The sequence below is a fragment of the Microvirga sp. GCM10011540 genome, assembly GCF_042650665.1.
Lineage (GTDB): Bacteria > Pseudomonadota > Alphaproteobacteria > Rhizobiales > Beijerinckiaceae > Microvirga > Microvirga lenta.
Genome location: NZ_JBHSBQ010000106.1, coordinates 1 through 13,042, shown reverse-complemented (window position 1 = coordinate 13,042; position 13,042 = coordinate 1). Strand labels below are relative to the sequence as shown.

10 protein-coding genes are annotated in these 13,042 nt (G+C 57.5%); 1 reads left to right on the top strand and 9 read right to left on the bottom strand.

Features of this window, described 5'->3' with window-relative positions; all coding sequences use genetic code 11:
• Positions 1-450: 450 nt before the first annotated feature.
• The 8 genes from ACFOYU_RS16110 to ACFOYU_RS16075 all read right to left on the bottom strand — a co-directional run bounded on the left by ACFOYU_RS16110 (position 451) and on the right by ACFOYU_RS16075 (position 11,245).
• Positions 451-1,614, bottom strand: a complete 1,164-nt coding sequence (locus ACFOYU_RS16110) for a M20/M25/M40 family metallo-hydrolase (protein WP_377034377.1) — start codon at positions 1,612-1,614, stop codon at positions 451-453.
• A 36-nt stretch (positions 1,615-1,650) separates the two neighbouring features.
• A complete protein-coding gene (locus ACFOYU_RS16105) occupies positions 1,651-2,811 on the bottom strand; it encodes a M20 aminoacylase family protein (protein WP_377034376.1) in 1,161 nt (386 codons plus the stop codon).
• A complete protein-coding gene (locus tag ACFOYU_RS16100; RefSeq protein WP_377034375.1) occupies positions 2,774-4,351 on the bottom strand; it encodes a M81 family metallopeptidase in 1,578 nt (525 codons plus the stop codon). Before ACFOYU_RS16100 ends, ACFOYU_RS16105 begins: the two co-directional genes overlap by 38 nt.
• A gap of 8 nt (positions 4,352-4,359) precedes the next feature.
• Entirely contained in the window at positions 4,360-6,039 is a 1,680-nt protein-coding gene (locus ACFOYU_RS16095) for an ABC transporter ATP-binding protein (protein WP_377034374.1), read from the bottom strand.
• Positions 6,036-6,926, bottom strand: coding sequence for an ABC transporter permease (locus ACFOYU_RS16090; RefSeq protein WP_377034373.1), 891 nt, complete (start codon positions 6,924-6,926; stop codon positions 6,036-6,038). The genes ACFOYU_RS16095 and ACFOYU_RS16090 overlap by 4 nt, the downstream gene beginning before the upstream one ends.
• On the bottom strand, positions 6,926-7,867 hold the full coding sequence (locus ACFOYU_RS16085) for an ABC transporter permease (protein WP_377034372.1): 942 nt from the start codon (positions 7,865-7,867) through the stop codon (positions 6,926-6,928). The genes ACFOYU_RS16090 and ACFOYU_RS16085 overlap by 1 nt, the downstream gene beginning before the upstream one ends.
• An 83-nt stretch (positions 7,868-7,950) precedes the next feature.
• Positions 7,951-9,561 (bottom strand): ABC transporter substrate-binding protein, encoded by a 1,611-nt coding sequence (locus ACFOYU_RS16080; protein WP_377034379.1) that lies wholly within the window; start codon positions 9,559-9,561, stop codon positions 7,951-7,953.
• 97 nt (positions 9,562-9,658) lie between these two features.
• Complete coding sequence (locus tag ACFOYU_RS16075) at positions 9,659-11,245, bottom strand: gamma-glutamyltransferase (protein WP_377034371.1); 1,587 nt, start codon at positions 11,243-11,245, stop codon at positions 9,659-9,661.
• Positions 11,246-11,696: 451 nt separating this feature from the next.
• On the opposite strand from ACFOYU_RS16075, the gene ACFOYU_RS16070 reads away from it, so the two are divergent.
• Positions 11,697-12,041: an NmrA family NAD(P)-binding protein gene (locus tag ACFOYU_RS16070; RefSeq protein WP_377034370.1), complete on the top strand. Its 345-nt coding sequence runs from the start codon at positions 11,697-11,699 to the stop codon at positions 12,039-12,041.
• Positions 12,042-12,927: 886 nt separating this feature from the next.
• Here ACFOYU_RS16070 and ACFOYU_RS16065 read toward each other — a convergent pair.
• Positions 12,928-13,020, bottom strand: a complete 93-nt coding sequence (locus ACFOYU_RS16065) for an integrase core domain-containing protein (protein ID WP_377034378.1) — start codon at positions 13,018-13,020, stop codon at positions 12,928-12,930.
• Positions 13,021-13,042: the final 22 nt, after the last annotated feature.

Genomic DNA, 13,042 nt, shown 5'->3' with positions numbered 1-13,042 from the left:
CGGCGGGTCGTAGGGGCCAGGAGGGGCGCCAGGATCGCCCACTCCGCATCGCTCAGGTCGGTGTCGTAGCTAAGGGCTGTCATGCCCCTTCAGATGGGAACCACCCGAATTTCCAGACACCCTCTAGGCAGCAATGATGACCACAACCTCATCCTCATGCTGGATAACATCGGGACATTGATGGGCCGTTCCCCACGAGACTTCTCAGTCCAGCAGCGAACCATTTCGTGGCCGACCTCAATCCCGCGGGACGCCAACACCTTCTCTACCATCCGCAGGTTTAGGGGAAGCGGAGTTAGAGCTAAGCCGCAAAACTGATCGCCTCCGGAGGAAAACGGTGGCGGACATGCAATGAGTCTCCCATGTGCCTTCATCCGGCCACGCCGGTCAACGTGCAGGTGCCATCTGAAGACTGCGCTAGAACGTCTACCCTGACAACGCCCTAGAGAATTAACGCTCAGTCTCACTTTCGCTAAGCCTTATGAGAAGACCAGCCATCAGCTGGGTGCGCTGAAGAAGACTGTCGACAATAATATGCTCTTCCAGTGTGTGATAGCCATCGCCACTGAGACCAAGGCCATCGAGGGTAGGAATCCCCAAGGCGCCTGTGAAATTGCCATCAGATCCACCGCCGGCACTTCCATGAGTCAGACTTAAGCCCAAGCTTGATGCGGCTGCCTCGGCTTGGGCGAAGAGCGCCATCGTCCCCTCATTCGGCTCCCAAACCGGCCGCACCACACCCAGTTCAACCAGGAAGCCGGTTCCATCTTCGTGAGTCTCGTTCCGATCGAGCATTCGCGCTACACCACGATCCAGGTCAACCTGGCGCTTTGCCATGCTAAGTGCCTCTGCTCTGCACTCCGTTGAGACGCAGTTTACCCACTGCCCACCGTGGACGACGCCTACGCTAAAGGTGCAATCGTCGTCTGTCATATCCTCGATAGCCAGAATTTGCTGGGCCATCTCACGGATTGCGGAGCGTCCTTTCTTGAGCGCTGCTCCAGCGTGACTCGGCCGGCCTTGCGCAGTCAAATTGAACCGAGCAATGGCGTAACGCCCTGATACCACACCATTGTCCTCTTTAGCAGGCTCCGGCACAAGGACATACTTATGACGCTTTGCCTCCGCCTCGATCAGTGGTCGCGTACCGGGGCTGCCAATCTCCTCATCTGAGGTGAGTAGTACATAGACCGGAAGAGGCGTCTCGAAGGCAGCATCAGCCAAGGCACGTACGGCTTGTAATGCGGCGAAGGTGCCGCCCTTCATATCGAGAATGCCGGGACCGTAGCAGCGGTTGCCATCAACGCGGAACGGCAGTTTCTCCAGCGTGCCAACTGGATGGACTGTATCAAGATGAGCCATGATAAGCACGCCGGGCTCGCCCCGGCGCGGGTGTGGAAACGAAGCTCTCAGGCAGTCGCCGAGCCCGGTTGGACCAGCAATCCGCTCTACAGTGGCGCCCATGTCCGTGAGATCATTGGCCGCCAGTGACATCATGCGATTTACTGCCTCAACTTCGAAGGTTGGGCTTTCGCATTCAACCCATCGTCGGAGGCCGTCAAGCATCTGGTGGAGATCAAGGCTGAGGTTCAAGGTAGGAGTTTTCGCGTCCATTGCACTTCTTTCCGCTCTTCAGCCAGTTGCGGTCCATCATGCCCGCAGCCGCTTTTCCACGATGCGCGCCAGAAGGCTCGCACCAACCGGTAAGATACCATCATCCAGAACGAAGGCCGGGTTATGCAATGGTACGGTCCCTGCGTGACCGACCCAGCAATAGGCTCCCGGCACCACTTGCAGCATGTCCGCAAAATCCTCGCTACCCATCACGGGGGCTGGGTCTGTCAGGACATTTTCGGTCCCAACGATTTCCCGAGCAGCTTCGGCGAAAGCAGCGGTCTCTGTCTCATGGTTTTCCAGAACCGAGAAGATGTCGCGTATGTTGACGTCAATCTGAACTTCAAAGGACTCTGCAATTCCGGCAGCAACCTTCTCTAGTCGCGTACGCATTAAGTTACCGACGACATCATCAAAGAAGCGGATAGTTCCCGCCAAAGAAGCTTTCTCCGGAACCACGTTGTAGGCAGATCCAGAATGAATCTGGGTAATAGATAGAACCGCAGACTGAAGTGGATTCACGTTGCGGCTGACGATGCTCTGTAAAGCCTGCGACAGAGCGGTTGCAACAATTATTGGATCCCGAGACATGTGGGGCATCGCACCATGACTGCCGCTGCCGGTGATCGCGATGTCGAAAAAGCTTGCACCGGCCATCGCTTTGCCAGGAAAGATGGCGACTTGGCCTGGTTCCAGATCCGGCGTGTTATGAAGCCCATAGATCTCGTCACATGGAAACCGCTCGAACAGCTTATCAGAAAGCATAGCGCGCGCGCCGCCGAGTCCCTCCTCAGCCGGCTGGAAGATGAATATCGCAGTGCCTGCAAAATCGCGCGTTTCGGCGAGATAGCGTGCTGCGCCCAGCAGCATCGTCGTGTGGCCGTCATGTCCACAGCCATGGAACCGCCCCGGGATTGTCGAGCGGTAGGGCAGATTGGTGAATTCATCCATCGGCAGCGCGTCCATGTCAGCGCGAAGTCCGATTCGGCCCGTGCCCTCGTGGTTGCCTCTCAAAACCCCGACCACGCCCGTGCCACCGATCCCCCGATGGACCTCTACGCCCCACTCTTCCAGCTTTCCTGCGACAATTCCCGAGGTGCGTTTCTCCTCAAAGCCGATCTCCGGATGAGCATGCAGGTCATGCCTGATAGCCGTGAGGTCAGTCGTAAATTCTTCGATCCGGGGCAGTACTGACATGACTGAGGTCCTTGTGCATGGTCGATTGGAGCGAACGTCGTTCGTCGAAAAATGGTCCGTTTGGGGAAAGTCGCATTCCTTTCCGTAAGCGTGTGAAGGGCAGGGTGGCAGGATCTACCGGCATCGGGCCGGGCGCGGCACAGACGAGAATGGCCTCGGCGATGGGTTCAAAATCGGCGCGAAAATGCACCGAACTCTTGTTAACGAGGATCGCCTGCTGTTTGGGCTCGATACCGACAAAGCGATACATCTCCTGGTCCGCCATCTGCGCCTTGCGCGATGCCACAACAATCCGAACACCGCCGAGCCGAAGGCAGGCGGATGGTCCGAGCTGCATCCGAGCTCCTCCATAAAAGGGTCCAGAGGCCGTCAAGCGACCGTCCGATAGAGCCTCCACAACGTAGTCCGCTTCGAGCGGCGCATCGCCCTCAATACCGGACTTGCCGCCGAGAGACAGCCAAATATGCGCGCCAATCCCAGCCTCATGGGCCTTGGCCGCGGCTAGCGGATCCACAATCGCTCCAATCGCAGCTCGCTTGGCATCGGCTTCAACGAGCGCGCGCAGCATGCCAGTCGTATCGGAGTTCCCGCCGGCGCCTGGATTATCCTGGGTATCCGCTATGACGACTGGCCGGCTGGCGTTGTCAGAAAGCTTCATGGCCTGGAGCACGCCCTCTCTCGGCGAATACACGCGGCCGGAGAAGGCGCTTTCCTGCTCGGCCACGGCGTGGAGCAAATCGTCAGCCGTTTCATCCGCAACCTCCTGACTTGAGGCGTAGACGACGATAGATGGGCCGCAATCAGAAAAATCAGCGGCCGGAAATCCCATCAGCAGGGAAGCCGACCCGATGCCGCGCTCCTCCAAAGCCGAAAGTCCAGCATAGAGGCTCCTTCCTGGCTCCATCGAGGTACATTGCCATGCAATCGGGATCAGGAACGGAACTTGTCGGAACGCCTTAGCGTCGCGCTGTCCCCTCATAAGCCTCCTCAAGTAGAGCGCGGAGCGCCGACCTGTCTCCGACATATCAACGTGCGGATATGTCCGGTAAGCGATCAACGCATCGGCCATGTCGAACATACGCTGTGTCACATTCGCATGCAGATCCAAGCTCGCGATAAGGGGTACATCGGGGCCGATCACATCGCGAACGCGCATCAGGATTTCCCCTTCCCCATCATCCACGTGCTCGGCGACCATCGCGCCATGAAGATCGAGATAGACGCCGTCGAGGTGGCCCGCGCACCGTATCCCTTCCAGTAATCGGCTTGTGAGAATCTCGAAGGCATCTTTGGTAACGTGGGCCGAGGGACTTGCGGCGCACCAGAGGGTGGGCACTGTATCCCAGCCTTGTGCCTCAGCCACCTCGACGAAGCCGCATATGCCCATATTGACGTTGCGAGTAGCCTTGATCAGGGCAGGGCCTTCGCTCAGGCTGGGCCATCCGCCGCCCTCGATGAACGCATCAATTCCGGCCTTGCTGGGGGCGAATGTGTTGGTCTCGTGCATAAAGCCGCCAACAGCGACGCGTAGTCCACTCATGGGTCGTCTCACTGCTTGAAAGATTCGATTGGCGTACTCGCCGAGGGGAGGGGGCGGAAGTTGGGAAAGTCCCAGCCTTTCCCAGGAGCCGCGTCCAACAACTCGCGCGTGTAGTCCTGCTGCGGATACTGCAGGACGCGTTCAGCGGGGCCATATTCGACCACGCGGCCCTTCTGCATGACGGCGACATCGTCGCAGATCTGGGCTGCGACGCGAAGATCATGAGTGATAAAGAGAATCGCAACCTTAAGGCGCTCTTGGAGATCATCCAAGAGATCCAATACTTGTGCCTGTACCGAAACGTCGAGCGCTGATACTGCCTCGTCCGCGACAAGCACGTCAGGCTCCATAGCGAGTGCCCTTGCAATGGCGATGCGCTGACGCTGGCCGCCGGAGAACTGATGCGGATGACGGTCGATCACGTCGGCCGGGAGACCGACGAGCTCAAGAAGCTCCTTAGCCTTGGCGCTAGCGTCCAGTTTGGACATACCGTAATTCACCGGGCCTTCGGTGATGCTCTCACCGACTGTCCGCCGCGGATTTAGAGACCTATTTGGATCCTGGAAGATCATCTGAATCCGCTTGCGATAGGGATGAAGAGCGCTGCGGGAAAGGCTGGAGATCTCCTGTCCGGCAACCCGGATGCTCCCGGATGTCGGCTCAATCAGCCGCATGGCGCAGCGCGCCACAGTGGACTTGCCAGACCCACTCTCGCCGACTATGCCCAGAGTCCGACCGCGCTTGAGTGTAAGATTAACCTTCTCGGCAGCGACCGTCTCTTGGCGGGGTTTGAAGAGCGATTTCGTGCTGTAGATCTTCACTAGATCCACGATCTCCAGGATCGCCTCGCGACTGGTCTCATTGCGCGGCAAACGCGGTGCTAGCGCTGGAACGGCTGTCAGCAGGTCGCGTGTGTAGTCCTCTCTGGGAGTGCGCAGAATTGTCTCCGTCGACCCCTCCTCCACTATGCGACCATTGTGCATGACGCAGACCCGGTCGGCGATATCGGCGACAACGCCCATATCGTGGGTGATGAAGAGAACAGAGGTGCCGAGATCGCCCTGTAATTCACGGATGAGTCTCAGGATCTGCTTCTGGGTTGTTACGTCGAGTGCGGTCGTAGGCTCATCTGCGATTAGCAGCTTCGGCCTAAGGATCAGGGCCATAGCAATCATAATGCGCTGGCGCTGACCACCCGACAGCTGATGAGGATAGGAGCCGTAGATTCGTTTCACATCAGGCAGATGGACGTGCTCCATCATTTCCATGACCAGCTGGCGCTGTTCCAGGGAGCTGAGGTTGGAATGTGCCTGAAGAACCTCTTCGATCTGATAGCCCACGGTGAGGACGGGGTTGAGAGCCATCATCGGCTCCTGAAAGATCATTGACATGCGTGTTGCGCGCAGATCTTTCAGCCGTGCAGAGCCAGCTCGAAGAAGGTCTTCACCTTCGAGAAGAATGCGCCCTTCGCGAACCGCGAGTGCTGATTTCGGGAGCAGTCCCATCGTCGCGAGGGACGTGACCGACTTACCAGAGCCGCTTTCTCCAACAAGGCAAACCGTCTCGCCACTTCTGATCTCAAGCGAGATCCCGTTAAGAATTGGTGCCGGACGAGCCCCGCTGGTCTCAACGGTGAGATCCTCGATCCTCAAAACAGGACCTGATCGTTCCATGGTGACCTCGCTCATTTGGCGCCCCCACGCTGCTTGAGGCGTGGGTCGAGCAGGTCGCGGGCCGTATCCCCGAGAAGATTGATCGAAAGAATGCAGATTGAGAGGACAAGTCCGGGCCAGAAAATGAGCGAGGGCTTCAACTGAAAGTACACGCGCCCTTCTGACATAATGTTGCCCCAGGACGGTGTCTCCGTTCCGATACCGGCGCCCAGGAAGGATAGAATCGCCTCAATCAGAATGGCAGAGGCGCAGATGTAAGTACCCTGCACGATCAGAGGCGCGAGCGTGCTCGGAACAAGGTGACGCCACATGACCTTGGGCAGACTACTTCCGACGGCAATTGCGGCTTCCACGTAAGGTTCTTCGCGTGCGCTCAAGACGACAGAACGGACCAGCCTCACGACTCGCGGTATCTCCGGAATGGTGATCGCGATGAGCACAGTCCAAAGACTGGCCCCAGCGAGAGAAACGACTGCAATCGCCAGCAAGATACTCGGGATCGCCATCAACCCGTCCATGATACGCATCAGGATCGCATCGAGAATTCGGAAAAATCCTGCCAACAGCCCGAGGGGCAACCCAATGACGACACTGATGATGGCTGCGCCAACGCCAACGATTAGCGAGATGCGCGCGCCATAGACGATGCGCGAGAAGAGGTCACGGCCGTATGCATCTGTACCCAAGAGAAAGGCGTCGCTCGCAGGTTTCAAGCGTTGGGTTGGATCCATTTGAATCGGGTCATGAGTTGCAATCAGCGGCGCAAGAACTCCCATCAGGACGATAATGAGTAGACAAACGCCGGCGAGGGTGGCTGCAAAGCCAATTCCTTGTACCTCGATCCTTGGGAGAAATCGTCGGCGTACCACCGGCTCTACATGTCTCTCAACACTGGTCGCCATCAGTATCGGATCCTCGGGTCCAAGAATGCATAGGAGAGATCTATCAGGAGATTGATGAGAACGTAGATACCGCTAGTGAATAGGATTAGGCCCTGAATTACCGGGTAGTCGCGAGCAAGGATTGCGTCGACTGTCAGCCGACCTAAGCCCGGTATGTTGAAGACGCTTTCAGTGACAACGACTCCTGATATCATCAGGGCAAAGCCTGTACCGATAACCGTGAGAATGGGCACCGCTGCATTTCGGAGAGCGTGACGGAAGAGAACAATCTTCTCGTCAAGGCCCTTAGCCCGAGCTGTGCGGACGTAGTCTTCACCCAGCACGTCAAGCATAGCAGCCCGCGTCATCCGGGCGATGAGCGCGATGTACACAGATGCGAGCGTCAGGGCTGGCAGAATAGCCCGTTCAAGGAAGGGAACCACACCCTTCGAAATGCTAGTGAAACCTTGGACTGGAAAGAGGCTAAGGTTAAGCGCAAAGATCTGGATCAGGATGTACCCGATGACAAATACTGGGATCGAGAAGCCCAGTACCGAAGCGCTCATCACCATGTTATCGATCCAGCTTCCATGCCGCCACGCGGCCAGGACTCCCATAGGAACCGAGATAATAATCGTAAGAAAAATGGTCAGGAGCGCAAGGCTGATCGTCGGCTCTAGCCTCTGAGAAATCAGAGTCGTGACCGGCTTGTTCGACAGCAGCGATACTCCAAAGTCGCCGCTCAGGAGTCGCTGGACCCATGTGATAAATTGCACATGGATTGGTTGGTGTAGGCCGAGAGTGACGCGAATCCGCTCCAGTTGCTCCGGTGTCGCCATGTCGCCGGCAATGATTGCTGCCGGGTCACCGGGGGTCAACCGCAGAAGCAGGAAGACGAATAGAGCCACGACGGCCATAACTGGTATCGCTGCGAGTATGCGGCGAAGGAAGTAGCCGAACATTTTGGGTCCTTGCCCTCAGAGGTCGGATCTTCTGGCGCTGACGGACGTCAGCGCCAGAAGCGTGGGGCATCAGTGATCTAATCTTACTCCTTTTTAGTGATGTTCCAGAAAGTCGGAATCGGCGATTTCAGAACTCCGGAAAGCTTATCGCTCCATGCCGACGGTGGAACATACTCGCCGAGCGGGATGTAGTTGACGGTTTCATAGGCGTGCTTCTGGATCTCAGCAGCGATCTTCTTGCGCTCCTCGTCGGTCTTCGCTTTCGCAAAGTTGATCCTCATCTCATCAAGCTTCGGATCGTCCGGCCAGCCGAACCATGCTTGCTTCGCCCCACCGCTGTTCAGCATAGGATTGACGATGGGATTCCAGACTTCGGGAATGACCCAGTTGGTGAAGAACATGTTCCAGCCGCCCTGCGATGGAGCGGACTGGCTTGCGCGGCGCGTCACCAGAGTCTGCCAGTCCATCGGTTGGAGATCGACTTTGAAGCCGGCATCGCGAAGTAGCTGCGCCCCGATGACGGGCTGCGGGCTGACCGATGTGACGTCCGTCGGCTGCATGATGACGACAGGAGTACCATCATAGCCGGCCTCCTTAAGAAGTTTCTTAGCCTCGTCTGTGTTATTCTCTGTCAGGATGGGCTCGGCGCCAGCATCCGTCGCAAGGGGAGTACCGCAGCCGTACATCGAGCCGCAGACCGAATAATATTCCGGATTGCCAATCAAAGCCCCTAATACAGGCTTTTGCTCCAGCGCATAGAGAGCAGCACGGCGAATCTTCGGATTGTCGAAGGGAGGATGTAGGAAATTCAGCCGGGCCATCGTCTGATAACCAAGCGGGTTTAGGGTGTCGACTGTGACCTCATCGTTTGCCGTCAGGAGTGGAAGGAGGTCTATCTGCGGCTGCTCAATATAGTCGATTTCGCCAGAATTCAGCGCGTTTATGGCTGTCTGCGCGTCAGGTGTATTCACCCAAACGACTCGGTTCACCTTCACAACCTTGCCGCCTGCCGTCCAGCTCGCCGGCTCCTTACGCGGCACGTAGTCCTCAAATTTTTCATAAACGACCTGCACGCCTGGCTGATACTCGCTCTCTACGAAGCGGAAAGGACCGGAGCCGATATGCTCCTTGATCGCTTCCGTACCTGGCGTCTGAGCGATGCGCGCCGGCATGATAAAGGCTGGCACCGCAGAAGGCTTGGCGATCAGGTCGATGACATAGGCGAACGGCTCCTTGAGCTTCAGGACGACTGTCTTGTCATCCTTCGCCTCAAGGCTCTGCGTATAGTTCATCAACATCTGGCCGGCGGTGTCACGCTTTCCCCAGCGGTTCAATGATGCCACCACGTCCGCTGCCGTGACCGGCTTTCCATCATGGAATTTCAAGTCGTCGCGAAGAGTGAAGGTGTAGGTCAGCTGGTCATCAGAAACCTTCCAGTCTGCCATCTGTGGCTGCGGTTTCATGTTCTCGTCCACACCAAGTAGGGTGTCGTAGATCATGTAGCCATGGTTGCGGGTGATATGCGCAGTCGTGATGATTGGATCGAGTACCCGCAGGCCGGAATGCATGACTGCGCGGATCTCCTGAGCAGCCACGGGGGTCGTGGTTAACGCCGCCAGCGCGACCGTCGCTACCAAAGTATACCTCCGGAAGCCTCCAGTCAGCACTGAGCTACCGATATATTGAAGCTGCATCATTCGCGTTGCTCCTTTCCACTTGAATTGTAGCCCCAGCTTGACGAAGAGATCCGGGCACATGCGCCGGTCCGAAGATCTGCCGGGACAGGGCCCGTCATGCCGCACCTCCCGCGTGCTTCTCTGACACTGCATCGGCCCAAGGCGACATGATTTCGCTTGCGCCGTAATTGATTTCGCCTCTGCGCATCACTCCAATCGGACAGGCGAAGGCATTCGGATAAACCGTATGTTTCGTAGTCAGAACCCGTCTCCGAGCCGACAGTGCCTCAATTATTGCGTGAGGCAACCTATCGTCAGCGACGAGTGCCGGACCACCACTGAGATCAATGCGCGGCTGGTGGAAGGCTTCCTCAAGGCTCATCCGGTAATCCATCAGAAAAGATGAGATCTGCACGACAGCAGGAAGGATCTTGCGCCCACCGGAGGCACCGATCGCGAAGCGGGTTTCTTCCATTTCCCCGATGACCGGGCACACATTCATCAGGCAGCGCTTTGCCGGCGCGAGCGAGTTCGGGTGCCCAGGCTCAGGATCGAACCACATGATGCCGTTGTTAAGTAGAAGGCCCGTCGAGGGGGAGACAACCCTCGAACCGAAGACAGAGAGAAGTGTCTGCGTCATAGCAACCATGTTACCATGACGATCCACTACAGAGAAATGCGTCGTACAGGCGGGATTGCGCGGTGCTTCATTGTCGCCCGCTTCCGCCAGGCGGGTCCGGTATGCGGCGTCGACAGCATCCGCATAGACGCAGTAGGCCTGACTGTCGGGATCCCCACACGGCGATGCCAGATTCTCGGTAAGATGATGAAGTACGGCGGCAAAGGTCGGGCCTGCCGTTAGGTCCGGTGCAAGATAGAAGCCGCCGTTGCGATAAGGGACGAGGGCGGCCGGCCGGATTTCTGCATGGTAGGCGCGAAGATCGTCTAAAGACAGCGAGCCTCCCTTGGCTTGTACATCCGATGAAAGCTGCTTCGCAACGTCACCGTCATAAAATTCCCGAAAGCCTTCCGCAGCCAAATGGTCAATTGTATCGGCCATCGTGGGATTCTTGATCCGGCGCTCATCGAGCGCCGTCCAGGGAGGGACAGGCGGCCACTGCCCATCCTCAAGGAAAAGCATAGCAGCGTCAGGGTCCTTAGCAAGAGAACGCGCCGCCGATGCGATTATCAGCGAGGCGTACCAGTCGATTTGAAAGCCGCGACGGGCAGAAACGGCAGCTGGTCTCAGAAGGTCCTGCCACGGCACTCGGCCGAAACGTTCATGAGCTATTCCTATGCCATCGACGGTTCCGGGAACGGCAACTGCTGATGCCCCTTCTACATTGCGATCGTCGATAACCGATTTCCAGGGGAAAAGATCGGAGGCAGTTCCTGATGCCGATAATGGGTAGTCAGCAGGATCCAAGTCGGCTGGAGAGCGCATGCCGTAGTGAACAGAATAGGCCTTTGCTTCCTCGGCCCTCCAGATAACCATTGCCCCGCCACCTGCGGGACCGCTCATCCATGGTTCAAGAACTCCGAGGGCAAACGATGTGGCTACAGCCGCATCTACAGCATCGCCGCCACTCTCTAGAACCTCGCTCCCGATCTCGGCTGCCACTCTGTTCTGTGCCGCGACGATTCCACCCTTGGACGCGACAGCCGGCTTGAGGACCACCTGATTTCGGGAGAGCGCAGTCATCCCTGGCGCGCCTCAGTGAGGGCACTGCTCAAGACTTGACCTGACGCGCCCGATAACCTGCGCGCACCGATCAGAATAATCGGCAACTTGAGGCTCATACTGCAATGTTAGGCCTCCGTTAAGAAAGCCGTCAACTGCTTTATTCAGCAAGATCCTGGGGCGTGCAAGTAGAACGACAGGAATAGAGTTTCGATCTTGATATCCTTTAGGACGAGATCCAGGCTGAACGCCTCGTCCCTGGGCCGCTATTACAGGAACTCAAAAGCGGAACCGGAGACATGGGATGACCCGATGTGGTGGTATAAATCGGCGGCATCACAGTGGTCGGTCCGCGCAACTTCAGCACCCCTCGAACCGGGTATGGAGCGGAGTGTCTGCCTCTCAGTGTTCGTTCCACAGCAACCTCTACACGAAAGTCCTCCATTCTGCGGGCTAGTACTCCGTGGAGCGCTTGATCGAGCAATTTGAGATTCCCGTGACCATCCTTCGGACAGCCTACTTCATGGACAGCGACGCCAGCTTGAAGGTTCCGCTCCAGGAGTATCGGGTGTACTTAATGCTGGTTGGTAGTCTGGGGCTATCGCTGGTGGACCATCGGGACATTACCAATCTTTCTGCTGCCGAGCTCTTCCGGCGGCCCCGCTGTCTCGGTAGGCCCACCACCGCTGTCGTGCCCGACCGGCTTACTGGCACGGCCATTGCAGCCATCTGGTCGGACGTACTTGGGCACTCCGTCACCTATGGTGGCGACACCAGGCCGTTAGAAGAGACCCTGAAGACGTTCGCACCAGGATGAATGGTCTATGATGCGCCGAGAACACACATCAGGTGCTGTGCCTCTTCACACAGGCCGGATCAGCTCAGCACTTCCTTCGGCTCAGGCTGTGTTTCACAACACCTTGAACGTTCCGCGCCACCTGATCTCCGGCCGGACGCTAAGTCTTCAGCGCAGAAGTGACGAACCAATGGTAACTTGCGACCGCAGGCGCTTGAATGAGATCGCCGGTCACGCCTTCGGCGGCTCCACTTCAGTTCCCGTGTCAGAGCCCTCCTAGAGCCCTCCTGAAGATCATGCGGTGGTGCCGCTGAGGGGGCCCACGCACCTAAGCCAGCCGGATTGAGTGTAGTATCGTGATCAGACATTGTGACCTTATCGATTAAGCCGCACCGCCGATCCGGCCGCATTCATGTGCATACAAAAGTGCGCCCCGGCCAGAGGGATCCCTTTGCGGCACCGGCCGAGGCGCTTGCTGCGCACACGCTCGCAGCACCTCAACAGCTACCGCTAAGATGCCAAACTGCACGTGCGCCCTCACACAGAGCTGACGCCTGACCTTTTATTGACAGACCAGGAACCTAGCCAAGCTTGATCTGGTGGAATCGCGAGGGTTCTATTGTTCCCATCGACAGCTTTTGGATCCTCGATATTCCACCTTGGCAGAGGCTGAGATTTTCTTTTGCCAAGCTGAAACCTGCTTTGCACCTCCTCCATTGTTTAGAAGGAGCCTGTTAGACATCCTCGGGCGCCCGGAACTAGAAGGCCTGTTCATCTACTCGGCAGCGGCGGGTGAGCAGGCCTTTCCTTGTGAAGACTGGATCTAGCCCCGCCTAGCTTTTCATGTGTAGAGGCAAGGGTTGCCGCATTTGTCAGATGTTTGGTCCTGGCTAGTTGTGAGTTCTGATCAGGTTGTTCCGGCGAGGGCCTGAGCCGGTGTTCGTCGGCTGAGACTACCATGCGGGCGCTGCTGATTGTACCAGGTCAGCCACCGCGGCAGGTCAGCAGCCCGAGCCTCTGAT

Excerpts from the sequence above, each read along its gene's own strand:
- ACFOYU_RS16095 (WP_377034374.1), bottom strand. The coding sequence starts at position 6,039 with ATGAGCGAGGTCACCATGGAACGATCAGGTCCTGTTTTGAGGATCGAG.
- ACFOYU_RS16105 (WP_377034376.1), bottom strand. The coding sequence starts at position 2,811 with ATGTCAGTACTGCCCCGGATCGAAGAATTTACGACTGACCTCACGGCT.
- ACFOYU_RS16100 (WP_377034375.1), bottom strand. The coding sequence starts at position 4,351 with ATGAGTGGACTACGCGTCGCTGTTGGCGGCTTTATGCACGAGACCAAC.
- ACFOYU_RS16110 (WP_377034377.1), bottom strand. The coding sequence starts at position 1,614 with ATGGACGCGAAAACTCCTACCTTGAACCTCAGCCTTGATCTCCACCAG.
- ACFOYU_RS16075 (WP_377034371.1), bottom strand. The coding sequence starts at position 11,245 with ATGACTGCGCTCTCCCGAAATCAGGTGGTCCTCAAGCCGGCTGTCGCG.
- ACFOYU_RS16085 (WP_377034372.1), bottom strand. The coding sequence starts at position 7,867 with ATGTTCGGCTACTTCCTTCGCCGCATACTCGCAGCGATACCAGTTATG.
- ACFOYU_RS16080 (WP_377034379.1), bottom strand. The coding sequence starts at position 9,561 with ATGCAGCTTCAATATATCGGTAGCTCAGTGCTGACTGGAGGCTTCCGG.
- ACFOYU_RS16090 (WP_377034373.1), bottom strand. The coding sequence starts at position 6,926 with ATGGCGACCAGTGTTGAGAGACATGTAGAGCCGGTGGTACGCCGACGA.